Consider the following 26985-nt stretch of genomic DNA (forward strand, 5'->3'; position numbering starts at 1 on the left):
CTCATCCCGCCGTCCAGCCGGATCGTTTCGCCGTTCAGCATGGCGTTCTCCGCCACATGCAGCACCAGGTGGGCGTACTCCTCCACCGCCCCGAAGCGCTTCGGAAAAACGAAGCTGGAAGCGCACCCCTCGCGGACGTAGTCGGGGAGCCCGGCGATCATGGGGGTGTCGAAATACCCCGGGGAGATGGTTGCGACCCGGATCCCGTAGGCGGCCAGCTCCCGTGCGGCGGGAAGGGTGAGAGCCACGATGCCCCCCTTCGATGCGGAATAAGCCGCCATGCCGATCTGGCCGTCGAAGGCGGCGACCGAAGCGGTCATGATGACCACCCCTCTTTCCCCCTGCTCCATCGGCTCCAGTTTCGAGATCTGCTCGGAGACGAGGGCCACCATGTTGAGGGTGCCGTTCAGGTTGATGCGGATCACCCTCTCGAAGGCGGCCAGCCGCTCAGAGGCGTTGTTACCGGTGAGCGGGACCCGGCCGAGGCTGATCCCGGCGCAGTTGACCAGGATGCGCGGCAGGCCGTTACCTTCAGCCGCAAGTTCCAGGGCGGCAGCCGCACCAGCCGGATCGGTGACGTCACAGTAGGCGGCGAACCCGCCGATTTCTTCGGCCAGCGCCCTGGCGGCTGCGATATCGGTATCCAAAAGAGCGACCTTGGCGCCCTCCCTGGCCAGGGCCCTGGCCGCTGCGGCGCCGAGCCCCGAGCCTCCACCTGTCACCACGGCTGAAATTCCGGCAACTTTCATATCGACCTCCCATCCCGAAGCCGGGGTCTTCCGGTGCGGAAGACCCCGGCATCCGCTAGCGGTTTCAACAAGGCCATGGCCACTGTGCTTGCCGCTGTACTACTGGCGGCAGGCGGTGGATGGGGGCGGGATGATCGAGGCGTCGAAAGCCTGCATGACCACCGGCCGGTACTCCCGGCCGACCTTCCTGACCTGCCCGATGTAGTTGGGGAGGAGCATCTGGTGATCCTCGGCCCGGATCTTCGCGGGGCCGAAAACGGTATCCACGGTGGCTCCGGAAAGCGCCTTGGCAACCGCTTGGGGCTTGACACTTTTGGCAGTTTTGACACCCGAGAAGATCGCCTGCACGCCGTTGTATGCCTGACCCTCGTTCTCGGTCGGTTCGCGTTTGAACTCCTTCTTCCATGCCGCCACGAACTGCTTGTTGCGTTCGGTCGGGATCGAGGCGCTGTAGCCGATGTTCCCCCAGACCCCTTCACTGGCAGCACCCGTCGCGTTGACCACGAAGTTGAAGATGTAGGCGTGTCCCACGATGCGCATCTTCTTTTTCAGCCCGAATTCCTCCGCCTGTTTGGCGAAGGCGATGATGTCGCGGCCGACCAGGGCGACCCAGACGGCATCGGCGCCGGAGGCGTTCAGCTGCGAGATGTAGGGAGCGAAATCCTTGTTGCCCATCGGGGGGTAGAGTTCCAGCTTGACCTCCTTGCCGAGCTTGGCGGCGGCCTTTTTGAGGAAGCTGGCGGAGTCGCGCCCCCAGGCATAGTCAGCCGCCAGGATGGAGAATTTCTTTTCCTTCACCCCTTCGAGCCACTTGGTCATCATGGCGAGATCCATGGCGTCGCCGGGATTGATGCGGAACATCCTGGGCTTGCACGATTCGGCCACCAGCTTGTCAGACTTGCTGAGGATGGCGCAGTAGACGGCGTCCCAGCGCTCCAGGTTCTGCGAGAGCATCAGCGACATGGAAGATGCTATCGGTCCGATCAGCTTGTTGTAGCCTTCGCGGGCGAGCCTTTCCGCGCCGCGCCGGGCGCCATCCGGGGTACTCTCATCGTCGGCCAGCTTCACTTCCACCTTCCGGCCGTCGATTCCACCCTTCTGATTGGCCTCCTTCACGGCGAACTGGACGGCCCGCTGCACTTCTTCCCCCTGCGGGGCGAAGGTGCCGGAGATCGAGGTTACCAGTCCGATTTTGACCGGCTCCTTGACGGCAGCGAGCACCGACCCGCAGCAAAACAGCGCCAGGTATGCGAACACAACGATGACAGCGACGGTTTTCCTAGAGAACATATGACCCTCCTTACCCGGTTGTAAGTTGAACATCCTTCCAATGAACCGAAAGCACCCCCAGCTTTAGATGTTTGTCTCGTCCGTACCTCCTCTTAGCCTTAAGCTTAGCCTTAAGCCTTTGGTCTTAGGTCTTAGGTCTTCGGTCTTAGGTCTTCGGTCTCAGGTCTTAGCTCTTTATCCTTTCCATCCTGTCCATCCCTGTTATGCGCCTTTGACTGATTAGACCATGATATGGCGATGCAGTTCCTGGACATCGCGCCCGTGCATCGATCCGCTTTCCACCACCACCCCCTTGGACAGGACATGGTACTCCCTCGCCACCCTGGCTATCAGCGACAGGTTCTGCTCGATCAGGAGCACCGCCATGCCGTCGTCAAGGACTCCGTTGAAGATGTCGGCCAGCTGGTCCACGATCACCGGGGCCAGCCCCTCGCTGGGCTCGTCAAGTATCAGCACCGCGGGATTGGCCATCAGCGCCCGCCCGATCGCCAGCATCTGCTGCTGTCCCCCGGAAAGCGCGGTGCCCGGCGTCTGTGCCCGCTCCTTCAGGATCGGGAAGAGCTTGTAGACCTCCTCGAGGTTCCATTTCCCCTTGCGGCCGACCGCCGACCCGATCTTCAGGTTTTCCTCGATGGTCAGGTTGGGGATGATCATCCGGCCTTGCGGCACGACCGAGATCCCCAGCCGGGCGGCGCTGTAGTGATGCAGGCGCCCCTGCTTCTTCCCGTTCAGCCAGACTTCCCCTTGACGGACCGAGGCTATGCCGAGAATGGAATTGACTACCGTGGTCTTCCCCACCCCGTTTCGTCCCACCAGCGCCACGCTGCTCCCCTGCTCCACCGTGAGATCGACACCGTGCAGAACCTTGGCGGCGCCGTAGTGGGCGTGGACTCCTGCCAGTCTCAGTAATTGGCTCATGCTGCGCTCCCCAGATAGGCCGCCCGGACATGGGGATCGGCCCGGATGACCTCCGGTTTGTTCTCCGCGATCAGCTTCCCGCTCTCAAGCACGGTCACCACGTCTGAAATGCCGAAGACAATCTCCATGTCGTGCTCCACCATGATCAGCGAGACGCCCCAGTTGCGCGCCAGGCTCTGCAGATGGTCCGCGAGCTTTCTCGATTCCTCGACCGAAAGACCCGCCATCGGTTCATCCAGCAGCAGCACCCGGGGCTTGCCCAGGAAGGCGAGCGAAAGGTCGAGCCGGCGCTGATCACCGTACCCGATCTGGTTGGCGGGTCTGTCCTGGAGCCCCTTCAGCCCGAACTCGCCGATTATCTCGTCCACGTCGCAATCCGGCACCTTCGAGGCGGCAAGCTCTATCTGGTCCCGCACCCGCATCGCCGGGAAGATGCTGGTGCGCTGAAAGGAACGGGACAAGCCGATCTGCCGCCGCTGCACCACGTCCAGGGCCGAGATCTCGCGTCCATGGAGGACGACCTTCCCCGTCGAGGCGCGCCGCCCGGAGATGGCGTCGATGACCGTCGACTTGCCCGCTCCGTTCGGGCCGATGACTCCCCGGATCTCCCCCTTTCTCACCTTGAGAGAGACGCCGTTCACCGCTACCACCCCGCCGTAGCGGACGGTGAGATTTTCCACTTCCAGTGCATATCCCTCTTCCATGTCAGCTCCTCCCTGCCAGCGCCCGGAACTTCCGGACCCCGCGCGTCAGACCGCCGGCGATGCCCTCCGGCCAGAAGACGATCACCGCAATCAGCCCCGCCCCGATAATGGACATCCAGTGGGTCGTCACCACGCTCAACACGTCTTTGAGCAGAAAGTACACGGCTGCGCCTATCACCGTTCCTGAAAGAAGCGAGGTTCCTCCCAAGAGCGCCGCCACCAGGAACGATCCGGAAAGGCTCCAGTGCAGGCTGTCGGGAGAGATGAAGGCGCTGTAGAGGCTGGAGAGGGCGCCGGCTATGGCGCAGACCATGGCGGAGATGGTGTAGATCACCGCCCGGGGCGCCACCGTGGTGAAGCCGATGAAGCGGGCCCTTTCCTCGTTTTCCCGAATGGCCTCCGTCAGCGCTCCGAACCTGGAGTTGATGATCAGGGTGAGGAGAAAGACCACCAGCACCAGCGTGACCCAGCAGATGACGAACATGCTGCCCGGTTTGGCGAAGAGGTCGGAGGGAACTCCAAGGATCTTTTCGGACATTTCCAGGGTCAGGCCGTCGACCCCGCCCGTGAAGCCCCTGGCCTTCGCCATCAGGATGTAGAAGACCTGCCCGATGGCCAAGGTGATCATGGCGAAGGCTATGCCCGGCGTGCGCACGATCACCAGTCCCACGCCGAAGGCGAAGAGTCCGGTCAAGGCAATCATCAGGATGATTGCCGGTCCGGTGGTGAGCCCGAGGAGCTTCCCGCAGAGGACGATGCCGTAGCCGCTAAGGCCGTAGTAGGCGGCGTGACCGAAGGAGACATGCCCGTTTTGGCGCAGCAGGAACCCGACGCCGAGCGTTCCGATGGCGTAGATCGCGGCCTGGGTCATGAGTGACAGTATGTTGGCCGAGCTGATCAGTAAGGGGAGGCAGGCTCCGACCGTGCCCGCTGCAGCCAGCAAAGCGGCAAGTTTCAAATTCTTGATGGAATTTTTCATACTCGGCTCCCTGCGATTCCGGAAGGTTTTCCCACCAGTATCCCCAGCATCAGGCAGAAGGGGAGTAGCGAGGCGAACTCTGGCAGATAGACGGCGCCAAGGGTCTGGATCTGCCCGACCAGCATGGCGGCGATGAAGGCGCCGCCGAAGCTGCCGAGGCCGCCGATGACCACCACCACGAAGGAATCGATGAGGATATCGCTCCCCATGGTGGGAGAGAGTGAGAGGAAGGGTGCTGCTATCACGCCGGCTGTTCCGGCCAGTGCGGCTCCCAGCGCCACCACTCCACCGCTGATGCGGTCGGTGTTGACACCCTGCATGGCGGTCGTTACCGGATCCGTGCTGGCCGCCCGGATGAAGAGCCCCATGCGGCTGGAGCGGAGCCAGAGGATCAGCCCCCCCGTGACGATGGCGCCGGCGACTATGATGCTCAGGCGGTAAAAGGGAAACGAGGTGCCGAAGAGCGGGATGGAACCCTGCAATAGGGCGGGCGCTTCCATGGTGTAATTCGTCTTGCCCCAGAAGCTTTGCACGACGTCCTCCAGTATGAGGAGCAAGCCGTATGTGACGATGACCGTCGTCAAGGGATCGCGGTCCTGTAAGAATCTCAATCCGTACCGGTCCAATAGGAAGCCTCCCGCCGCCAGCACCACGGCGGACGCCACCAGGGCGGCCCAGGCATTGGTATGAAGGCTGACCGTGTAGCCGACGTAGGCACCCAGCATGTAGAGGGAGCCGTGGGCGAAATTGACGATGCGCCGCAAGCCGTAGATCAGGACCAGGCCGGAAGTCATGATCATGAGCAGCGATCCATAGACCAGACCGTTTAGCACCTGCAGTGTTATCATTTTTGAGTCCCCCCGGTGACCAAAGTCTCCAGCCACGCACGCTTAAACCTGCACCGCTACCTCGCGGTCCGGCCGGCGCGGGCGTTTTGAACTTTGTTCTTGTGCCTAGCGCGCCCCGTCTTCCAGCTCCTCGAGTATCTCATTGGCATCTTGCAGCTTTTGTTCGAGCTTTTTCAGCTCCTGGGGCGAATAGACCTTCCCCTTCTTTATCTCGGAACGCAGTTTCTTGATGCGTTTCTGGATGGTGTCCACCTGGTTCGCACAGTTTTTGGACGCCAGCAGGCACTCGTCTTTTTCCTCTTTGGTTTGGGCGAAAACGGTAAGGGTGCCCGAGAGAATGACTGTTGCCAGGAACAGGATGGCAGCCTTTTTCATGTTGAATACCTCCGCAAGATTCTGTTTTTATATTCGGTTTTGTTGAGGGCTATTGAGTGTCTTCACCGGTGCTTCAGCGTTTTTCCGGCGCCCGCGGCTCTTGACCGGGGGCGCCGGAAGGGAGTTAGAAGGCGAAGCTCATGACCAGGCTTCCGGAGTACAGGTCGTCGGGCGTCTTGCCTCCGCTTGCCTGGTGGTTGAAGAAGTCACCCAGGAAGACATAGGCGAAGCGCGGGGATATGGTCAGGTTGTCCTTGGCCTTGAACGGGAGGGAGATGTTCAGCTCCGTACCCAACCCTTTGCCCGATGAAGAGACGATGTGCTGATTCTGCGCTGCCACGGCGGCGTAGCCCACATTTCCGACCAGCATCAGCTTTTTGTTCAGAGGAAGGTCGTAGCCGAGAGTGGCGATAGCGGCGCCCTGCCCTGCGTTGTTGTCCATGAAGAGGGAGTTGTTCCTGGTCATGACCAGGGTGGCGTCGCGGGCCAGAAGCTGCATCCCGGTGTTCATGTAGCCGCACTCGCCGCCGATGACCTGAAAGGAGTTGGTCCTTTTGGGATTGTTGCCGGTGTCGCCGGACATGTAGAGCATCTCCGTCCGCAGGGTCCCCGGCCCCACCGGCACCTTGGCACCGAGGTTCGCGGTGAAGGCGCTGAGGGTCTGGCTGGTGGTCCTGCCGAACTGGTAGAGGACGAAGCCGTTCACCACCGCGGAACCTATGCGCCCCTCTGCATTTACGCCCAGCATGTTGACTCTTTCCACGTACCTGGCAGTGGCCACGGTGCCGGAGAGCTTGTGGGCTATGTCGCTGTAGAGGTAATAGTAACTGCCGCCGACCACGAGGTCCTTGTTGACGTTGTACTTGCCGTCGAGGATATACCAGTCGGTAGAGACATCGCCTTGTGCGATGCCGTTGGTCCCCACCGAGGTGGTGACGGGGAGCCCTCCGCCGAATAGGTTGCCGTTGGTGTTGGGCGTCGGGTTGGCGCCGCCGGTGTTGTTGGTGACGGCGGAGTAGCTGTTGAGGCTGCCGTTATCGGCGAACCGGGAGAAGCCGGCGGTTATGGTGCCGTCATCGAGGCTCGCCTTGACGATGGCGGCGGCGGCATCGTTATTGAAGAAGATGCCCTTGTAGCTGTCACCGAAGGACTGGATGCCGATCCTTGAGTTGATGGGGACGCCGGCCTTGAAGGTGTAGTCGAGGTAGACGTTCTTGGTGCGGAGGTTGACCATGTCGCTGCCGACCGCGCCCCCCCCCGAGACAGCCGCACCGTAGTTCTGGTCACCCCAGCGGGCATTGACCTCGAAGTGCGTAACGAGCTTCAGATCGTCATCGACCTTGGCGATGTACATGAGCCGCGCACGCTGGTCCACGAAGAAGGCATTACTCTGATGCGGGTCCTTGATGTTTGTCTTGGTGGTATCCTGGGCGAAAAAGTTGGAACCGTTGTAAGAAAAGTAGCTTGCTGATTCGGAGCCATGAAAGTTGCTGGCATCGGCTCCGGTCCGTAACATGCCGTGAAACTCGCTTTCCATTGCCAGAGCCGGCACTGCAGTTGCTGCAGCCAAGGCACAGGCGACACCTACCCGCGTCATTTTACCTGCCATGTTCATATCGATTGCTCTCCTTCGTTTTGGGCTCATGCGGCCGGCTATGGCGCTTATCGTCCAGGCACGGTCCCGGCGATGCGATCCAGTGATTAGCAAACCCTATTTGATTGACTAGTCAGTCAGCTACTCCTCCGATTTCAACAGACACGCCTCCTCGTCTCCAGATCCGTCCTCGTTACCACATGCTGTTCGTAAGAAAGAACGTGGCGGTTACCGAAAGGAGATGAACTTCATCCTCGTTCGAGGGTCCCTGAATACCCGTGATACGCCCCCACCCGCCCGTTCGCTTCATCGCCCATCGCTTCCCCAAAAGGGAAAGGGGTACGGTGTCCAACCATCGTTGTTTCATTGACTGACTCGTCAATCACAGAACTGTGGCAACTATAATCACGCCGCGAGATCTTGTCAAACGATATTTTATTTTTTTGTAAAATTATTCAAGGAGAAGGTCATGGCGGGAAAAAGAGCTATGGCGGAAGAAGTTGTGGGGGCAGCCTAATCAGCATACCGGTCGCTGCAATCTGCTGAATATGGGAATAAAACAACCGAACCAGAAAACTGTTATATTAATAAAACATGGTCTCACGTTTACGTCAACTCCCTCCCCGCAACGGTTTGGGCTCCATGAATGCCGTCGAAGAGCGGGCTAAACCGAGACAGCAGAGCGGGCAACATTGCCGTTCATTTTCACCTTGTCGAAGTTGGGGGAAGTTGGCAAGTTCCAGCTCCTGAATCTGCGCGACCAGGTCGGCCTGAACATCCCCTCGATTGATGCACGGGCAATAGCCCCTCGGACGACGAAACTCCGTCAACTCCCCCCCTTGGCAGGTTCGATCTTGAAAGCGACCACTGCTTCTCCCCATTCTGCAGGATCAAGTTGGTTCAGCTTCCTCGCCAGGTCTCCGACAAGTCCCGTAGACCGGGCATCGTATACCTGGAAGAGCCCCTCCTGGAAGCCCCGTTCCAGCAGTATCTCACGTTGCCTCGTGGCTATAACCTTTACTTTTTCCTGTGAAGGGTCGCTCTTGCGGTCGGGGAGTCCCAGGGCGTGCACCTGAATGGATGAGTGGTCGGGAGGGAAGACATTACCGATGTTGGCCCGGACGAAGTTGTCCTTGTAAAGGGTGTTCGGGAACAGCAGGGTGACCGAGTTGTCCGCGGCGATGGAAAATATGTAGACGAAACTGTCGGTGTTGACCTGGTAGAGTATCCTCACTTCCTCCCCTTCTTTCAGGAGTGCCTTCGACAGGGAAAGTTTGACCCGGATCCCTTCCTCCTCGTCCGGCAAGACCGGCCTTACCAAAGCCTTCAGTGTCACCCGGAACAGGTTGGGATCGCTCTTGCCGCGCTCCTCGCTGATTATCTTTACCTTCTCGACCTTCCCACGCACCCGTGCATAGGTGAGATCCTCAGCGAGTTGTCCGTTGCTGACCATGGTGTGGGAATTTATGAAGGAACCAACGGCCTCGTCAACAGCCTTGCGCTTAGCGTCATTCCTGGCCCGTTCCATTACTTCCTTAGGAGGATCGTATTCATCCCCCATCGCTTCCCCGACCGCCTCCACCCACAACGGCTCTTCGGCTGCGGAAGTTCCTGATGCCTCCCTGCAGAGTAAGCCACTGCAAAGGATGAGGCCGATATAAAGGATCGGGAGCTTGCTGGAGATCATCATGCACCCTTTTCGAGGCTTGACTCGCCTTGGCTGTCACTTTTGCAGTACGAACATCCTCGTCTTTCCCTTTGAGGCCACATTCAGGACGGGGGTCTGCTCGACGTTCTGGCGCTTGGCCTCGTCTTCAACCTGAGGCCGCAGGTATTCGTATATCTCGGCCAAATTCTTCCTCCCGTCGCTGATCGCCTTGAGGAAGTACCAGGTGAAGAGGCCGTGCCTCGCTTGCTGGTAGGTCGTGGATATCTGGCCACCGTTGGTCGAGGTCAGCACCGCCACGTTGGACGGTATCGGGATACTTTTAGACTTCACTACCAAGGGCCGCATCCCCTTGGCCACGACGCTCCTCCCGCCGCTTCCGGAAAAGCAACTGTCGAGGACCACCGTGACCTCTGAAACCTGCAGCTTCCCGAGGTTCGCATAGAGTTGTGAGAGAGAGTAACCGGTATCGGCGATGTAGTTGGGATCACCGTCGTACGGGACGATATAGGCATCGCCGTTGCTTGGATCGGGTGCGCCATGCCCCGAGAAATAGAAGAAGACCCTGCTCTGCTTCTTGCTGCGGTTCTTCAACTTCCTCTCGATGACGGCCCGGATGTCGGCCAGGGTCGCCCTGTCGTCAGTGAGGGTGTCGATATTCCTCTCCTCGAACCCCATCGCCAGGAGGTAGTTCTTGACCGAGCGTGCATCGTTCTTGGAAAACTCGGACGGAGGCAGATTCCCTCGGTAACGCTCGATGCCTATGATTACCGCATGATCCTTGTCGGTGAAGGTCCTGAAGTCGTCCGGCACCGTCACCTTGAGAGGCAGGGCCTCGCTCTGCTCCTTTGTGCCGGGAAGAATGGCTGAGAAGATGCGCCCAAAGAAAGATTGGTCGGACTCCGCACCCTTGCCTGCCACCACCGAATTGGGAGGGAGCGGCTCGTAGGCCAGCTTGAGGGGGGACTCTTCCGAGGTTTTGGGACTGGTGGTGACGAGCTTGACGGTAAGCGGAACTTCCAGGTTGCCGGTGAATCCTTCAGCGACGTCGACCACAAAGGCGATCTTCTCCGATTGCCCCGGCGGCAAAGTGACGCTGGTGACGGTATTGTCATCTGTCATGATGGCCCTGTTGTCGTGCGACCACAGCATCCACCACTTCCTGGCATCGCTGATCGTGACGTGGGGGTCTGCCGATTCAAGCAAGGCGCCGACACCTCTGGCCACACCCTCCCCGGCGTTCTTTATGGTCAGCACCACTCGCGACCTGGCACCTTTTCTTACTACACGACCGCCGTCAGTTGAGTCGATCTCCACCGCGGCGATCTCGAGCTTGGGCTGCAACTCGTTAGCCTTAAAGGCGAGCTTGACGGTCGACCTGCTGACGGTTTCAGGCTCTTTGGTGACCGTCGTGATGGTAATGGGGAGCTCGTTTTCACCCTGGAAGTCGTCAGCAACGTCGAGGTTGAAGGTGATCTTTTCAGATTTCCCCTTTGGCACTTTCAACGAAGTCGACTTCTCCGGGTCGGTCACCACCGGTCCGCTCCCCCACAACTTCCACCACTTCTTCACATCTGTGACGACCACGTTCTTGTCACCGGACTCAACCAGGACGCCGACTCCGCGGGCCTCATCCCCGCCACTGTTTTTCAAGGTCAGCATGATGGTGGAGCGCACCCCTTTTTTGACCACCTGCTCCCCGTCGGCAGAGGTGATCTCCACAGAAGCCACCTCCAGCTTCGGCGGCAAGGGGGCGGCCGGGTCCGCGGCCTGCTGGACGTTGACACTGCCGGCTGCCTCTGACGCCACGGTTCCTGCTTCCGCTGTCTCTTCGCCGACAGAGGAACTTTCCGGCGAGGCAACGTGGACGGTGGAGGTGTCATTGAGCAGCGCTTCCAGAAGCTTGTCATAGGCCTCCTTGAGCGGTTGCAGCGGGTAGGCTGCCGCCAACTGCTTGGCCCGCTGCACCGTCACGGCGCCCTTGCCTGACTTGAAGTCGCGATAGAGGCCTCTGGCGACGACGTCGGCAACCTCCCCGGCCGTCTTGGCAAGCTCGTTATTGTCCGGGAAGCGCTGCCTTGCCGAATGGGCTACTGCCAATCCCTCCTCGCCGCGCCCCAGCCGGGTCAGAGCCAGCGCCTGGGCACGCTGCGCCTTGGGCTCGAACTGGGCCTTCATCAGTCCGGCAAGCCCCTCGTCTTCATCCCCGTCCTTTATCTTCTGCAGGCACAACGCGAGGTAATCTTCCAGAACCCGGCTGTAGGCAGATTTCAGAACCGTATCCTTGGGTTTCTTCACCAGGGCCTCGTGCAGTCCCGCCAAGGCCTCGAGCCGTTTCCCTCCCGCCATGCGCGCCTGGGCAAGGGTTTCCTCGGTTGCCGGGCTCCCTGCATTGGTCCTGGCCGCGGTCTCAGCGTGGCGAAGCGCTTCGGGATAATCCTTTTTCAGCTCCAACAGAGTCACGGCCAGGTTGTTTCGCCATACCGGCCGGTCCCCCTGCCTGTCCACCGCCTCCTCCAGAAGTGGGAGAGCCTGCACGAACTTCCCCTGGAGACAGTAGGCCAGCCCCAGATTGTACGCATGGGCGGGGTCGGTCCGGCAGAGCTCCCGCGCCTTGATGAAGAGCTTGGTCCCGGCTGCCTTATCATTGGCAAACGCCGCGGCGCCCTTGCCGGCGACAGTCCTGGCAAGATCGCACGATTCCTCGGCACCCCCTCCCTGAGGGAAGATGAGCAACAGCACAGCGCACAGTACGATCACCTTCATCTTGTGCCTCCTGTCAGCCTGCCCTTTGAAGCTTATCGATTCCAGCTCTCGAGGCCGTTGCGCCCGGGTAACCGATCACCGCCCCACCCCGGCGGGGTCGATCACTGCCAAGCCAGGCGGAAGCCGAGATCTCGTTCTCTAAAGGCCGGGTCCTGCTGGAAACGGCGAGCGGAACGGGCGTCCTCGGCGTCGCTGTCGAAACTTCCTCCTCGGACTACGCGGTTTGAGCCAGCCGGCGGTCCCTGGGGGTTTTTCCCGGGGCTGTTCTGGTAATAGTCGCTTTTGTGCCAGTCTCTCACCCACTCCCAGACATTGCCGCTCATGTCATGGATCCCGAGGCCGTTGCCCTGTTTCTGCCCCACGGGATGGGTCTCCCCCTTGGCGTTGCCTTTACGCCATCCGACCGTCTCGATATCGTCCCCACCGCTGAACCACTCCTGCTTGCCCCCGCTGCGTGCCGCGTACTCCCATTCCGCCTCTGTAGGCAGCCGGTACTTTTTCCCGGATCTGCCGTTCAGCCTGGTGATGAACTCCTGAACGTCCCGCCAGCTGACACGCTCTACAGGGCAGTTATCGCAGCGGGATGAGAACATGCCGTTGTGGAATTTCGATGGATTCTTCTCCATGACCCGCTGCCATTGACCTTGGGTAACTTCATACTTCCCCAGGTAATAGCTGTCGAGGCATACCTTATGAGGTGGCTTTTCGTCCTCGTTCCCATCACCGATGGTGTCCCCCATCTCGAAGCAGCCGCCGAGAACCTTGACGAACTCGATCCCCGTCGTTGGATCCCTGTATGCCATACCTGCACCTTCCGTAGGCGAGGCCGCCTCACTGCCGTCGTCCCAGACCGTTTCGAAAGCGGGGATGAGACCTCCGTGGCAGGTAATGCTCCCGAAGGGCAAAAAGACAAGGACAGCCAGCAAAGACAGGATCGATACTCTCATAGCAGCTCCGTAACCTGTGCCAATGAATAGAGGCCGGACCGGTCCGCACCAGGCCGGCCCCGACCTACGGAAATCATCGTAGTTCGGCCAGAGGGCGAAGCGACCCTGCCCCCGGCTTCGGTACGAACTTTAGCTATATGATATTCAGCTGAGATAAAAAGTGAATTGGCTTTGGAAATCTTTGACGGAACTCATTACCTATACCACGCATGAAGATGACATCAAGGACGGCCCCGACCAATACCAATATGTGCCATCATCGGCGAGGCGGCAACTTCCTGTAGCTCCGTATCGGACCGGGAGTCAGCGGCCTTTCTCCAGGTCCGATGGAATCAGATGCTGTGCGGGAAAAGCGAGTATGGGATGGGTTTGATCGACTAGAAGGAGAGGCAATCCACGAAGACCTTGTCGAAGTTGGGGTAATTCGCCAGTTCCAGCACCTGAATCTGCGCGACCAGGTCGGCCATCTCCAGACGGGTGTCCCGGTTGAGCAGGAAGGCTTCGCCGCCACTTTTGGCGGTGTTGCCGACGAACTCGATTCTGTCGGCGACCTCGGCTGGCAGTAGACCTATTGCGGTAAGACTGGCGGCGGTGAGATGGAAACCGAAGGAACCGGCGATGAGGACCTTGTGGAGCGACGCGGCGGCAACTCCCGCTTCCCTCAGCAGAAACTCCACACCCGCCCTGATCGCCCCCTTGGCAAGCTGCACCTGACGCACGTCCTTCTGGGTCAGCCATACGGAGTCCGTCAGGAGAAAGACCGTCTTGCCGTCGCGCTCCACCAGCCTCTCAGCCAGGGCCGGCGAAAGGCCGGGGTGATCCGCCTTGACGAACTTGCCGTTTTTGCCCACGCCCCCGTGCGTGACCAGTTCGGCCACGACATCCATGAGGCCGGAGCCGCAGATCCCTGTCGCTTCGGCGTCTCCGATCGTGCCGACCCTGATCGAGCCGTTCTCGAGCACCGTGAACCGCTCAATTGCCCCCTCCCCCGCCCGCATGCCGAAGTGGATGTTCATCCCCTCGAAGGCCGGGCCGGCTGCCGTCGAGGTGGCCCAGAGCTTGCCGCCGTGGCAAAGCGCCATCTCACCGTTGGTGCCGATATCGACGAAGAGCACCGTTTCCGGCTCCTTGTGAAGCCGTACCGCCTGAAGGCCAGCGGTGATATCCGCCCCGACGTAGGCCGAGATGATGGGAGGAAGATAGATGACCCCGCAGGGAGAGATGTCGATCCCGCATTCCCCGGCATCGAGCCAGCTTCCGCAGGGGAGCGTCGGCGTGTACGGGTACTTCCCCAGAGAGGCGGGACTTGTCCCGGCTGCGAGATGAAGCATGCAGGTGTTGCCGCTGAAGATGACCTCGTAGATGCGTCCCCTGGCCACGCCTGACTGCCGGGTCACCTCGTCTATCAGGCGGTTGATCTCTCCGATGACCCCGTCCCTGAGCTCGTTCAGCCCCCGCTCATCCGAGGCCATCTTGATGCGCGAAAGGACGTCCTGGGCGTGGCGGCTCTGGGGGTTAAGCGCCGAGGCAGTGGCGACGCCCGCTCCGTCGGCGAGATCGACCAGCGAGACCACCAGGGTGGTGGTTCCTATATCGACGACCACGCCGTAACTTTCGGCGGAGGTATCACCGCGCTCCCCGGCAAGGATGTCGCTCCCCCCATATACCACGGTGAGATCCTGCTCCGGGACGTACTCCTTCACGATATAAGGCGCAAGCGCCACCGCCACCGACCGCCCGTGGCTGGTGATCTTCAGCTCCCGCTCTGCCGGTTCATCCAGCACCTGAACGGCCACGTCACTGACAATCTCCGCAGCACACGCCAGAACGAGGCCTGAAAGCTCCTCCGTCCTCGGAAGCCGGTGCTCGCCTTTCTGCACTACAGCATCGAGGTCTTCCTGAGAGACACGGACCGCGCACTTGCCGCAGACGACGGCGCCGTTACAGGGTGAATCGATGGTGACGCCGGCGAGCCTGGCCGCCGCGAGAATGGTCGTCCCTTTCGGGACGGAGACAGATCTATCGATGGGGAGAAAATGAACCTTTACCACACTACGCCCCTTTCACGGTGGCTGTCATAGCCTGAATGTTGCTGATCGCCGAGGAGGTGCTCAGGCCGCAGGCCGGGGAGATGATGTCCACGCCGTCGCGGACCAGCTTGGCAGCCTGACGTGACACATTCTCCGGATCGCCCAGTTCCAGCAGGAAGGTGCTGAGGTTTCCCATGGTGGTCAACTGGGGATACTCCTCCTTCAGCAGCTTCAGATTGACGAAGGCATCGGTGCTGATGGCGTCACTGTGCAGCTTTGGAATCGAGGGCTTGACCGCCTTCATCTCGCCGCAGATATGAACCAGCGCCGGCACGCCGGCGGCATGTATCCCGTCTATCACCTTGTTCAGATAGGTCACCGCATACTCCGAGAAGAGCCTCGGCCCCAGTATCTCGCCGGTGGCGGTCGGGTCGCCGATGCAGATTGCGGTAGCGCCACCGTCGACCAGCAGCCGGGCAAAAGCGACCAGGAAATCGGACACATAGTCCAGCACACGGTGCGACTGCTCCCGCTTCTTGTGGAGTTCCTTCAGAAAGGACATGGGATCGACGATGGCAGCAGCCGTGCTGATCGGGCCGGTGATGCTTCCTATCACCGGCACCTCCGGATTGGCCTTGCTGAGAAGGTTCGCTGCCTCAGCCACCGCACGGATTCGCCCCGACTCGAGCATTTTCGCGATGTCCCGGAAGTCGACAGCTTCGGTCGAGAAAAACGGCTCCCTGGCGATCTTCGGTTCACAGGAGAGCGAGCCGAAGTCGATGTCGCTGCCGAGGACCTCGGCCTCGACCGTCATGCAGAACGGGATGCCGAGGTTTTCGAAGCCGGTATGGGAATGGACATCCTGGGCAAGCTCCGCCATCAACTCCGGTCTGAAATGTGCCTCAGGGAGGGTGTGGCCGGTATGGGTCATGACGTCGACGATGGCTGCGTTCATCATCCCACCGGTGCAGATGACCGGGGGACGGTCGACACGCTTCCTGTTCAGTTTATCGAGCAGCCGCTCTTTGGGGCTCAAGCTCATGGTTTACTCCTTTCGACTCAATACAAGTGCGTGCTTCGACAAGCTCAGCACGAACGGATCACTCATTGATTTCTTAAATGATCCCGTTTCCCTGCTTTCGAAACTCAACATGAACGGATCCTTGACATCGAACGGTGAAATCGTCAGCACTTTCACAATTCAGCACCAACGGGTCAATGACCTCTGCACTGTAAAAACCGTTCGCCCTGAGCTTGTCGAAGGGCGAACGGTCTCTCTGTGGAATCAGAAGTCAGCCCCGTAGCGACCAGCCTGCCTCCCGCACCGTGTCCAGCATGGCGTGGATATTGGCAAAGGGGGTCTCGGTGGGGAGGCTGCAGCCTGAGGCGACAATCAATCCCTTCGGGTTGTCCCCCCCTGCGGCAATGCAACGCAGCGTCGCTTGCCGCACCAGGTCCGGAGTCCCCTGCAGCATGACTTCCGACGGATGCACGTTCCCCATCAGCCGAACCCGGTCTCCGACAGCCTCTTTCGCATCCGAGAGGCTGGCATCGTTATCGAGACTGAGACAATCGGCTCCGGCCTCGACCATCGATTCCCAGATCCCGGAGGTTTTCCCGCAGATGTGCAAGGTGACGGATTTGCCCTTGCCGTGGATGAAGTCGATCAACCGCTTCAGGTAAGGAAGGGAAAACTCGCGGAACTGCCGGGGGCTTATCACCGACATCGAGGACATGGCATCGGTGAGACTCGGCGTGCACCCTGCCTCCATGATCGCCGCCGCGTAGGCTACATTCGTCGCCAGCGAAACCTCGCACAACCGATGCACCGCTTCCGGAGCCCGCATCATCAGGCGCGCCAGCTGGTCGGCGCCGATGAGAAAAGAGGCGTTGGTAAAAGGGCAGGTGACGGCACCGGTTACTGCGACCTCGCCTCCCACCTCGTCCACCGTACGCCGCATCGCTTCAAGGTGCTGAGGGAGGTAGCCGTCCTTGAGCGGGTCGGCCGGTTGCAGACTGTCGATATCGGAGACGTTGGAGACGGCAGGCGCAGCAAGGTAGGCAGTCTCGTCCGCGGGATAACAGACCGTTGCCCCCATCGCCTCTGCCTGGGTGTAGAGATCGGTGAAGATCCTGATGACGTCGTAACCGAAAAGGCGATAGGCGGCGACATGCGCGTCAGCTATGATTTTCCCGTTGCCTCGAAAATCACCGACCTTGACTCCGATCACTCGCGCCGCTGTGTTGCCGACGATAGGCACGCACGGGAGCCGGTCGATCGGCTCCCCGGCAGCGTAGGCAGCAAGTCGCGCCAGCGGGGTCATGGCATCACGTCCCATCAGGCTGCCGCTCCGGCAACACCTACCAGTGAACGGGCAAGTCGGATGGCGTCGGCGGCATTGACGGCGTAACCGTCGGCGCCGATCCTGTCGGCGAAACCTTGCGAGATCGGGCCGCCGCCGACGATGACTTTGAACTGGTCGCGGATCCCCTCCTCGCTCAACTGATTCACGACGGCACCCATCCCCTCCATCGTCGTAGTCATCAGCGTCGACAGGGCGATGATCTTGGCACCGACAGCCTTGGCGGTCTCCACGAAGCGCGCCGGGGGTATGTCGCGGCCGAGGTCGGTGACATCGAAGCCGGAGGTCTCGAGCATGATCTTGACCAGGTTCTTGCCGATGTCGTGGGTGTCGCCTTCCACGACGCCGATGACGACTTTGTGTTTCTCAGCGGTGGAATCGCTTCTGAGGTGCGGCTTCAGCACCTCCATCCCCGCGTACATCGCGTCCGAGCACATGAGAAGCTCCGGGATGAAGTATTCCTCCTCGTCGAAGAGCTGCCCTGCCCGCTCCATCCCCGCAGAGAGACCCTTTTCAATGGCCTGATAGGCGTCCAAATCCTGGGCCACGACCTCATGAGCAGCGGCAACGGCACGCTCCTCCTCCATTTCGACCACGGCGTCGGACAGTTCCTGAAACAGCCGCTCCTTTTCTTCGCTCATATGAATTACCTCCATTAGGAATACAGAATCGTTGGCCCCGGAGACACGGAGGAGACGGAGCCCCACTCTGTGCTTCATCACGCCCCCCGTAGGAGCGCCCTTCCAGGCGCGAACCGCGCTTCCCGATCAATACGCTTAGGTTCGCGCCAAGGATGGCGCTCCTACGGAAACCCCTCCACCAGCCAGCCGAGCTTCACGCGCCCCCTGTAGGAGCGCCCTCCCGGGCGCGAACCGCGTTCCCGACCAATACGGTTAGGATCGCGCCAAGGATGGCGCTCCTACGGAACATCTCTACCAGCCAGCCGAGCTTCACGCGCCCCCTGTAGGAGCGCCCTCCCGGGCGCGAACCGGGCTTCCCGACCAATACGGTTAGGTTCGCGCCAAGGATGGCGCTCCTACGGAGACCCCTCCACCAACTGCTGAGCTTCGGCCTTTGCCTTCCCTTTAGCCCTTAGCTTGCCGTTGCTTTTACCTATTGATCACGATCGCGCCGAACAGATCCTCCGCGAGCCTCAGACCTCCCCTGAAGCCCGTATAGCCTCGATCCAAAACGGCACGGTTCGCCACAGGGAAGGAGACCGAAAGGTGGGGAGCCCCGATCTGCTGGGCCAATTCACGCTCAAGGCTGCTCCCGATCACGAAAGCCGGGCTGAAGGCGTTGTAATACTTCTGCCCGTTGGACCGCGGCCAGATCCTGTTCAGGTGCCCCAGCACCTCTGATGCGTCGGACTCGAAGACCACGGTGGTCTTAAACCCGGAACCCGGTTCATGCGCGCGAGCGGCGATCCTTGGCTGATCCTCCTCCTGCACCCTGTCGGTCACCACGGTCAGCACCGGCAGCCAGCCGAGGTCGTCGGCGATGAAACGAGCCAGCGCGGTCGCGTAGTTCCCGTCGCCTACCACGACTGCGTAGCGCTGCAGGTCGAGGTCGTTGTAGCAGTCCGTGAGCGGCTCCAGGATCTGGTAGTACCGCTTCCTCTCCCGGCTGATAACATCCTCGACGGCCCCGGCCTCCAGCGAAAGGGCCTCACCGACGGCCCGTAGAAAGCGCTCCGATGCCGAAGCACCTATCGGAAGCGGCACGGTGATAAAGGGGGTGCCGTGTCGTTCTTCGCAGAGACGCGCGGCTCCCTGCCCGTACAGGTCGGAAACGACGATATTCAACTCGGCGGAGGCCGCCGCTTGCACCCCTTCGAGCGAATCGGCCGGGGTGAAGAAGCTGTTGACCTCGAGGCCGATCAGCTCCAGGAGGTGCCTTGTCCCTTCCAGGTTCCCCCGCCAGAAGGGATCCATGTACGGGACCACCCCCCAGAGGTTCACCCTCCCCTTCACCTTGGGCAGCCCCTTTTCGAGGTAGTCCTTGACCAGCGCCTGGAGGACCAGGTCGTACCCCCAGTAGGAATCCCCCCGGAAGCCTCCCGTGGCAGCGCCTATCACCGGTGCACCCTGGTCGCGGAACTCGTTGACCACCGCGAAGATGTCGTCACCGATGACCTCCGGGACGCAGCCGGTCAGGACGACGTAAAGGCCGCCCTCCATGATCTTCAGAGTGTTGGCGATCTCCTCGCGCAAACGGTCTTCACCGCCGAAGACCACCTCGCTTTCCTGCACGTTCGTGCTGGGTACGGTAAGGGAGCCGCAGTAACCGCCGACCTGCAGGCCGCTTCCGCCGTTCTGGGTCCAGGCGAAATTGCCTGCGCAGCCGGATGCGGAATGGAGGATCGGTATGGCGCCTGGGAGCGCGGTAACGGTTGCAGTGGCTCCTCCCAATGAGCAGAGATACCTTGCCCTTTCAACGAAGTTGTCACTCATCGATGCTCCTCCCGCGGGTATTGAGATAGGAAAAGGGCTCGGACCGGTACCACTCCTCGCTGTAAGGGAGCCTCACGTTCTCAGCGAGCTTCCGGTTATAGGAAGGGTTGGAGAGCTGGCGGTGCAGGCGCCTGGCGAGTTCGTAGACTCCTCGGTAACCGATGTACGCGAGGCCCGTGTTGTAGATTACATGGGTGGGAATGCCGAGCTTGGCGGCGGTCATGTTGCCGTTGGCGTGTCCTAGGAAGAGATCCGGCTTGAGCCGCTTGAGAAGATTCGCCTCCTCGAATGGCTGCACATTTGCGATATCCACCACGTAGTCGCTCTTCGCCTCGCCCGCGAGCTTCTGGTATTCCACCTCCGCGAAGTGATCGTGATGGAAGGAACGGATCCCTACGACTTCAAAGCCGATCTCCTGGAGCAACCGCGCGGTAGCCAGGGCCCGGAACTCTCCGGCGCTGATGAAGACCTTCTTCCCCTCGAACAGGGGCCGGAATTCGGCCAGGGCCGTCTTAAGTTCCGCCTCCTCGGCGGCGATCAGCCGCTCCGCCTGCTCCTCGATCCCGAAGTGCCGGGCAACGTCCCGGATCCAGAGGCTGGTATTCTCGATGCCGATCGGCATGTGCCTGATGATGGAAGGCACCCCGAAGCGCTCCTCCAGATATCCAAGGAAGTAGTCGTCATGGGTCGGGCAGGTGCTGATGGAAAGCGCCGCGCGCGTCGCCTTCACGAAAGAATCGGGATGGGAAAAGACCGGAAAGACGTTCGCTTCCAGCCCGATCGAGCTCAACAGCCGCTCGAGCTCCTGCTCGTCGAGCCGTCCCATGGAAGAGACGTTCATGAGGTTGACGGTGCGGGCCAGGCGTTCCTGTTCCCGCAGCGCTTCGAGCTCGTCGGCGGGGGTGAAATCGGTGACACCGCGCTCCTCCAAGAGGTTGCGGCCGATGGTGTGGTAGACCGCGTCGTAGGCGGTGGCCCAGATCTTGGTCTTGAAGCCTTCGCAGTGGACGGGAAGCAGCCTCGCGTTCACCTGTGACTGTACCTTCTGGGCCACCCCGTCGATGTCGTCGCCGATGATGCCGGGAACGCAGCCCGCCACGATGGTGATGGTTGCCGGGCGATAGCGCCGGTCGGCCTCTATGATGGCGCGCTCCAGCTTCCCTTCCCCGCCACTTATGACGTCCGTCTCGTCGAGCGCCGTGGAGAGCCAGATTCCATCCCTGGCCTTGCCCCAGCGGACGTTGCTGCCCACGCGGACGTTGGCGTTCTGGGAATGGGTGCAGGAGCCGCAGCCGAGGGCACTATGCAGAAGCACCACGTTGTCGGGAAGGGAGTTGAGCATGGCCAGGGCCGGCAGGAGAAGGCAGATGGAGCCTTGCGTGAAGCCCCTGTCGCCGTCCTCGATCAGGCAACTCTTCCCTCCAGCTCCCCTTTTCCCGAGGCTGCAAATCCTGTCGCTATGCGCGATGACCGCCTTGAGTCGGTCCTCCCGCTTGGGCGGAACCTTGTTGTCGAAATAGCTCATGCCATGCCTCCAAATTGTATTGATCCCTCTCCCGGGGGGAGAGGGAACTTTTACGTCATTCTTAGAAGGCTACTGCCAGGGTGGTTATGATCCGGTAGTCGACCTTGGACTGGCTGCCGTTCAAATCCTGACAGACCGGAAGACCTACCGACACGGAACCGCTGTACCTGCCGTCATAGGTCACCCTGGCGCCGGGTGAAAGGTAGAGCGCGGTGCCGCCGCTGCTTGGATCGACCCTGCCCGACACCTTCTCCTTGTCCTGCCAATTCCCGTTCAATTCCAGCACCAGGTCGCCCAGCCAGCGCTCTCTCAACTCGGGGTAGAAGTAGTCGATGATCGCGTCGCAATCGCCGTAGTCGATCTTTCCGCCGACCCGGTAGGCCGCGGCTATCGTCACCTGTGCCCGGTCTCCCAGGTCGGTCGCCTGTGCGCCTTCGGTCGCCAGGGTGTAGATGCCTGTCCCGTGCAGGGAGAGGCGCTCCAGACGCTTGGAGACCGCCAGACCGCCGATGGGGTCCCAGGAGCCCGAGCCGGGCTGGTGCCTGGTCAAGACCCTCTGGCCCTGGCTGCGGTTGTCGGTCTCACCGGTAGGGGTCTTGAGCCCGGCTACCAGCGAAACGTCTATACCTTCGTTCAGCATGTGCACCAGGCGATACTGCGCAAAAACGGTGAGATCACCCAGGCCGTTACTGGTGCCGACATCGTGGAGCATGGACATCTGCATTTCGTTATCGAAATGGACGGACTTCACGCCGTCCCTCAGGACATACGGCAGGTTTATCCCGACCGTCAGGTCTTCCGTAAGGCCGTATATCCCCCCGACCGAGTAGACCTGCTGCCGCTTCATCGAGTGCGCCGACCCGCCATCCATCTCCGCTCGCTCGAGTTCGGCTGAAGGAAGGGGATCAAAGCCGACCACTTCCGCCCTTATGCCGATGGCCGACTTTCCCTCCGGAACGGTCGGGGCCGAGAGGGTGGTAATGGGTCCGGCGACTCCGATGCCCACGCTGAAGGTCGGGCAGTGAGCCCGGGCTGAACCGGCACTGGCGAAAACGGCCAAGGCTGCGAAGACGAGTATGATTCTGCTGCTAAACCTGATCGAAAAATACGGTTCTGCACCTGACATCGAGGTATTTCCTTTACCGGGAAACCTTCCCCCCTCCCGGGAGGGAGGGGGCGAGGGGGGGGAAGTTGCACATGCCGCCCTGCTGGCGGCTTCGAAAAATCTGAAGAATCTCCCCCGGAGTCCGGATAGGCGTCCCCGTAACCTTCCCGACTCAAGGGGAGGATGCGGCGCTCCGTGAGAAGGAGCGCCCCAACTCTTAATCAACTCCCTTGAGCTTCTGGAAGCTGAACTTCGCCAGCTGATTTACGTCGGTCGACTTGTTAAGCACCCCGGTCTCCTTCATCTCGCGGGCGGCGATGAGGATGGCGTTTTCACCACCCTTGACCGACGGCACGAAGTGGTAGCCGGATAGGATCTTGGCATTGAGCGTGGGGTTCCCCGGCACGTACTTCTTGTCCACCGAGAGCTTGGCTGCCGCCTGGGGATTCTTGGAGACCCAGTTAGCCGCCTTGAGAATTGCGCGGGTTGCTGCCGCCGCGGTTTCGGGATTCTCCTTGATGAACTTCCCGTTGACCACCACCAGGCAGCAGTACTCCTGGTTGTAGGGCGCGGTCTTGGCGCTGTTCAGGACGCTCCTCGCCTTACCCTTGTCGACGATCATCTGGGCGATCGGGTCGGCGGAGGCGATGGCGTCGATCTCCCCTTTCTCCAGCGCCAGCTCGAGTTCCGACATCGGGAAGAGCTTCCAGGTCACGCCGTTCTTCGGATCGAGCCCGCTGGTGAAGAGGGCGCGGGAGGCGAGGTTGTGCGGGCCGCCGCCGATGGCGGGAACACCGACCCTCTTACCGGCCAGATCCTTCACGCTCCTGATGTTGGTCTTGCTCCCGGCCAGGATCTGGATGCACCCGGTATGGATGCCCGCCGTGAATTTGACCTTCAGGCCCTGCTCGATCGGCTTGATCCACTGCATCAGCACCCCGTCGGTGACGTCGATCTTGTCGAGGGCCAGCCCTTCCCTGAGGGTGTTGGCGTCGCCGCGGACCATCTCCACATCGAGCCCCTCCTCCCTGAAAAAGCCCTGCTCGTACGCCGCGAAGAGCGGAGCCTCGCAGATGGTGCCGAAGAAACCCACCCGGAGCTTCTTGTGCTGCGGTGCGGCATGAACCGAGGCGCCAAGCGCCAGGAGCGCCACCGCAGCTACTGTTGCCAGAATTGTCTTTTTCATCGTTAATCCCTCCTCAACATGTTGTTAATTCACAGGTAATAATTTTCAGTGATCTCGCCGGCGAAGTGGAGAATCTCCAGGATCTTCGAGCGTAGCAGGAAGAAATCCGGGTGGTTGCGGGCGCGGGGCCGGGAAAGGCGCACCTCGATCAATTCCTGGATCTTTCCGGGACGCGGCGTCATCACGATGATCCTGTCGCTCATGTAGATCGCCTCGTCCACGTCGTGGGTGACGAATACCATCGTGGTCCCGCGGTCTTCCCAGATGCGCAGGATCTCGTCCTGCATCTGCATCCGCGTGAAGGCGTCGAGAGCGCCCAGCGGCTCGTCCAGCAGGAGCACCTTCGGGTGGTTCACCAGGGCCCGTGCCAGCGCTACCCTCTGGGCCATGCCACCGGAGAGCTGGTGCGGGTAGGCGTCCTGGAACCCGTCGAGACCGACCAACCGGATATAGTCGCCCACCTCGCTCCCCTTCTGCTTCATGATCCCCCTCGCCTTGAGACCGAAGGAGACGTTGCCGCTGACGGTCAGCCAGGAAAAGAGGGTCGGGTCCTGGAAGACCAGCCCGCGCTCGTGGTGGGGCCCGACGATCGGTGCTCCGTCAAGGGTGATGGCACCCTCGTCGGGACGGTCGAGTCCGGCGATGATCCTCATCAGCGTCGATTTACCGCACCCCGAAGGGCCGAGGAGCGAAACCATCTCCCCCGGCTGGATATCGAGGTTCACGCGGTCCAGGGCTACCGTCTCCTCCCCTTTCGCATTGAGAAAGACCCGGCGCACGTTTTTGACCGAGATGGCCCCGGACTGCTCGGGGACGAATTCATGAGCCTTGGCTGTTGCTGTCACCATTTGATCAACCCCTTCTGCCAGACCAGCACCTGGTCCCTGAATTTGAAGAGCAGCGCGATGACGCTGGAGAATATGACGGCGATAACGAAGAGGCAGGCATAGACCTTGGAGTACTCGGCCCACCCCTGGACCCAGGTGATATACCACCCCAGGCCCGCCTTGACGCCGATCATCTCAGCCACGATCAGCACCAGGAACGACGAACCGAGCCCCATGAAAAGTCCCACGAATATGGTCGGGAACGCTGCGGGGAGGGCGACCCGGAAGATCAGGAAGCGATCGCTCGCACCGAGCGTACGAGCCACCTCGAAGAAGGCGTTACGCACGTTGGCTATGCCCGAGCCGGTCATCACAGTAACCGGGAACCATACCGCCAGTGCCACCAGGGAGGCGCTGGCCTGGAAGCTTGTTGGGAAGATCACCATGGCCAGCGGGATCCAGGCGGTCGCCGGGACCGGGCCAATCCCCTTCATGACGGGGGAGACCCAGTAGTGCCACTTCCTGCTCCACCCCATCAGCGTTCCCGTTACCAGTCCCGCCGCGGCACCGAACAGGTAGCCCGTAAAGAGAAGACGCAGGGAGTAAAAGGCACTGGTGGAAATGATCTTCCAGTCCTCGGTTATGGCGGCCAGCACCTTGTCCGGTCCCGGGAAGTACGGGAGCGGCAGGAGGCCGAGCTTGAGCGTGATCAGGTCCCACAGGGTGAGGAGCGCCAACCCTGCAGCCGCCAGGGGTGCATTCTCCCGCAGCCAGCCACCCAGACGTGAACGCGCCAGGGAGAGGGCAAAGAGCACGATATTGAGCGCCAGCACCGCCACCAGCAGGATGCGGTACTGCTCATTGACGGCGAAGGTCTGTTCATTGGGCACCTTTATGTGGACGCCCAGCGCCAGTGCCGCGGCTGCGACGGGCAGGTACGGGAGCCACAGTGGCGCTACTGCGCCTATCAGACCTACAGGGACGGCATGGGCCGACACGGCGCTAGCTGCCTGTTCATGAGCGACATCGGATGCCATTGTAAAGTCCTCCTCCTTAAGAGTCCCCTCCCCCTGGAGGGGGAGCAACTGTGTTGAATGTCAAGGGGGATGCAAGCCATGCGGTACCGGCTCTCCCTTTGGTAGGAGCGCCCTTCCGGGCGCGAACCGCGGCAACGATGCCGCTCACACGGCAAATCCCCCCTGTTCCTTGACCTCGTATCCTCCATCAATGTGTGCTCCGTTCGTGCTGAGCTTGTCGAAGCACGCATGCTTCATGCTAAAACCCCTAGCCACGGAGACACGGAGAACTTCTGAGAAAACCCAAAAAACCTGGTCTTGACGTCCGGTCCCCCCTTTGAGCTAAATATCCTGGAACAAAGCGGTGGAGAGATAGCGCTCGCCGGTGTCCGGGAGCACAACCACGATCAGCTTCCCCTTGTTCTCGGGGCGCTTCGCCACCTGCCGCGCGGCGAAGGCCGCGGCACCGGCCGAAATCCCCACCAGGAGACCGTCTTCGCGTGCCAGCGAACGCGAGGTCTCGAACGCCTCCTCGTTTTTGGCCTTGAAGATCTCGTCTATTATTCCGGTATTGAGAACTCCCGGAACAAAGCCCGCCCCGATCCCCTGGATCTTGTGGGGGCCGGAAACGCCACCGGAAAGAACGGGGGAGTCGAGCGGCTCCACCGCGATCACCTTGACCTCGGGATTGCGCGCCTTGAGGACCTCGCCCACCCCCGTGAGGGTCCCGCCGGTGCCTACTCCGGCAACGATGATGTCGACTTTGCCGTCCGTATCGTCCCAGATCTCCTCGGCTGTGGTGGCCCTGTGTATGGCGGGGTTTGCCTGGTTGTTGAACTGCTGCGGGACGAATGAGTTCGGAGTAGCGGCGGCCAGTTCGTCGGCCCTTTCGATAGCGCCCTTCATCCCCTTGGGTCCCGGCGTGAGCACCAGCTCGGCTCCGTAAGCCTTGAGGAGGTTTCGCCGCTCGATGCTCATGGTGTCGGGCATGGTGAGGATGAGCCGGTAGCCTTTCGCCGCGGCCACGAAGGCCAGGGCGATGCCGGTGTTGCCGCTGGTCGGCTCGATGATCACGGTGTCCTTGTTTATGAGGCCCTTGTCTTCGGCGTCCTTGATCATGGCGAAGCCGATCCGGTCCTTCACCGAGCCGCCGGGGTTGAATGATTCGAGCTTCGCCACCAGCTGGGCCGGGGCCGCTTCCTTGCGCTGGGAGAGCCGCAAAAGAGGTGTCCTTCCAATCAGATCCGTCAGGTTGTTGGCTATCTTGGCCATTTACTGCCTCCTTGTTAACGATGATTTTTCAACCCTACTCCGGTTAAAGCGTCTCGACTCCTTCAATGTCTCCAGTGCCTGCTCAATGCTCCCGCTCATCATGAAGGGGAGAACCCGCCGTGAGATGAGGACATCAACTGCCGTCGGCCCTAGCTGGTAGACGACCACACCCTGGCAGTCCGCGATCAGATCAGCCGCCTGCTCCAGAAGACGGTCGTTATGCTCATGGCCGCTGCAGGGGGGAACCGTCTCGCGATCTTCCAGATATTCCCAGCGTTCGTCCCGCAAGCCGTAAATCATGAAGCGGCTGGCCCTGCCAAAATGCTCATTGATGTGAATCCCGTCGTTGGTCGCAACCGCCAGCTTCATTTC

At 60.9% G+C, this 26985-nt stretch carries 23 protein-coding genes; all 23 read right to left on the reverse strand.

Going from position 1 to position 26985, the window contains the following annotated elements; all coding sequences use genetic code 11:
* Nucleotides 1-749: SDR family NAD(P)-dependent oxidoreductase (locus AC11W3_RS15290; RefSeq protein WP_484093292.1), on the reverse strand; the 749-nt coding region annotated here is incomplete at its 3' end.
* 99 nt (nt 750-848) lie between these two features.
* Nucleotides 849-2039 carry an ABC transporter substrate-binding protein gene (locus tag AC11W3_RS15295; protein ID WP_484089706.1) on the reverse strand — a complete coding sequence of 397 codons (1191 nt, stop codon included), beginning with the start codon at nt 2037-2039 and terminating at the stop codon, nt 849-851.
* Between the two features lie 219 nt (nt 2040-2258).
* Nucleotides 2259-2957: an ABC transporter ATP-binding protein gene (locus tag AC11W3_RS15300; RefSeq protein WP_484089705.1), complete on the reverse strand. Its 699-nt coding sequence runs from the start codon at nt 2955-2957 to the stop codon at nt 2259-2261.
* Nucleotides 2954-3661 carry an ABC transporter ATP-binding protein gene (locus tag AC11W3_RS15305; RefSeq protein WP_484089704.1) on the reverse strand — a complete coding sequence of 236 codons (708 nt, stop codon included), beginning with the start codon at nt 3659-3661 and terminating at the stop codon, nt 2954-2956. Before AC11W3_RS15305 ends, AC11W3_RS15300 begins: the two co-directional genes overlap by 4 nt.
* A gap of 1 nt (nt 3662) precedes the next feature.
* Nucleotides 3663-4640 carry a branched-chain amino acid ABC transporter permease gene (locus AC11W3_RS15310; RefSeq protein WP_484089703.1) on the reverse strand — a complete coding sequence of 326 codons (978 nt, stop codon included), beginning with the start codon at nt 4638-4640 and terminating at the stop codon, nt 3663-3665.
* Nucleotides 4637-5488, reverse strand: coding sequence for a branched-chain amino acid ABC transporter permease (locus AC11W3_RS15315; protein WP_484089702.1), 852 nt, complete (start codon nt 5486-5488; stop codon nt 4637-4639). Before AC11W3_RS15315 ends, AC11W3_RS15310 begins: the two co-directional genes overlap by 4 nt.
* Before the next feature lie 105 nt (nt 5489-5593).
* A complete protein-coding gene (locus tag AC11W3_RS15320; protein ID WP_484089701.1) occupies nt 5594-5863 on the reverse strand; it encodes a hypothetical protein in 270 nt (89 codons plus the stop codon).
* Between the two features lie 124 nt (nt 5864-5987).
* On the reverse strand, nt 5988-7478 hold the full coding sequence (locus AC11W3_RS15325; RefSeq protein WP_484089700.1) for a hypothetical protein: 1491 nt from the start codon (nt 7476-7478) through the stop codon (nt 5988-5990).
* Between the two features lie 805 nt (nt 7479-8283).
* Entirely contained in the window at nt 8284-9147 is an 864-nt protein-coding gene (locus tag AC11W3_RS15330) for a DUF4384 domain-containing protein (protein ID WP_484090083.1), read from the reverse strand.
* A 33-nt stretch (nt 9148-9180) separates the two neighbouring features.
* On the reverse strand, nt 9181-11889 hold the full coding sequence (locus AC11W3_RS15335) for a caspase family protein (RefSeq protein ID WP_484090082.1): 2709 nt from the start codon (nt 11887-11889) through the stop codon (nt 9181-9183).
* Nucleotides 11890-11990: 101 nt separating this feature from the next.
* Entirely contained in the window at nt 11991-12836 is an 846-nt protein-coding gene (locus tag AC11W3_RS15340) for a formylglycine-generating enzyme family protein (protein WP_484090081.1), read from the reverse strand.
* 377 nt (nt 12837-13213) lie between these two features.
* Nucleotides 13214-14887, reverse strand: a complete 1674-nt coding sequence (locus AC11W3_RS15345; RefSeq protein ID WP_484090080.1) for an ASKHA domain-containing protein — start codon at nt 14885-14887, stop codon at nt 13214-13216.
* A 1-nt stretch (nt 14888) separates the two neighbouring features.
* The gene (locus AC11W3_RS15350; RefSeq protein ID WP_484090079.1) at nt 14889-15908 is read right to left on the reverse strand and encodes a uroporphyrinogen decarboxylase family protein; all 1020 of its coding nucleotides are present in this window, start codon (nt 15906-15908) and stop codon (nt 14889-14891) included.
* Nucleotides 15909-16158: 250 nt separating this feature from the next.
* Nucleotides 16159-17205 carry a uroporphyrinogen decarboxylase family protein gene (locus AC11W3_RS15355; protein ID WP_484093293.1) on the reverse strand — a complete coding sequence of 349 codons (1047 nt, stop codon included), beginning with the start codon at nt 17203-17205 and terminating at the stop codon, nt 16159-16161.
* On the reverse strand, nt 17205-17870 hold the full coding sequence (locus tag AC11W3_RS15360) for a corrinoid protein (RefSeq protein WP_484093294.1): 666 nt from the start codon (nt 17868-17870) through the stop codon (nt 17205-17207). Before AC11W3_RS15360 ends, AC11W3_RS15355 begins: the two co-directional genes overlap by 1 nt.
* Nucleotides 17871-18338: 468 nt before the next feature.
* Complete coding sequence (locus AC11W3_RS15365; RefSeq protein WP_484090076.1) at nt 18339-19682, reverse strand: nitrogenase component 1; 1344 nt, start codon at nt 19680-19682, stop codon at nt 18339-18341.
* A complete protein-coding gene (locus tag AC11W3_RS15370) occupies nt 19675-21207 on the reverse strand; it encodes a nitrogenase component 1 (RefSeq protein WP_484090075.1) in 1533 nt (510 codons plus the stop codon). The genes AC11W3_RS15365 and AC11W3_RS15370 overlap by 8 nt, the downstream gene beginning before the upstream one ends.
* A gap of 61 nt (nt 21208-21268) precedes the next feature.
* A complete protein-coding gene (locus tag AC11W3_RS15375) occupies nt 21269-22333 on the reverse strand; it encodes a transporter (protein WP_484093295.1) in 1065 nt (354 codons plus the stop codon).
* Nucleotides 22334-22529: 196 nt separating this feature from the next.
* Entirely contained in the window at nt 22530-23498 is a 969-nt protein-coding gene (locus AC11W3_RS15380) for an ABC transporter substrate-binding protein (RefSeq protein WP_484090073.1), read from the reverse strand.
* 29 nt (nt 23499-23527) lie between these two features.
* On the reverse strand, nt 23528-24346 hold the full coding sequence (locus tag AC11W3_RS15385) for an ABC transporter ATP-binding protein (protein WP_484090072.1): 819 nt from the start codon (nt 24344-24346) through the stop codon (nt 23528-23530).
* Nucleotides 24340-25362 carry an ABC transporter permease gene (locus AC11W3_RS15390; RefSeq protein WP_484090071.1) on the reverse strand — a complete coding sequence of 341 codons (1023 nt, stop codon included), beginning with the start codon at nt 25360-25362 and terminating at the stop codon, nt 24340-24342. The genes AC11W3_RS15385 and AC11W3_RS15390 overlap by 7 nt, the downstream gene beginning before the upstream one ends.
* Before the next feature lie 321 nt (nt 25363-25683).
* A complete protein-coding gene (gene cysK, locus AC11W3_RS15395; RefSeq protein WP_484090070.1) occupies nt 25684-26613 on the reverse strand; it encodes a cysteine synthase A in 930 nt (309 codons plus the stop codon).
* Nucleotides 26614-26985: NifB/NifX family molybdenum-iron cluster-binding protein (locus AC11W3_RS15400; RefSeq protein ID WP_484093296.1), on the reverse strand; the 372-nt coding region annotated here is incomplete at its 5' end.

Source organism: Geomonas sp. (assembly GCF_056994735.1).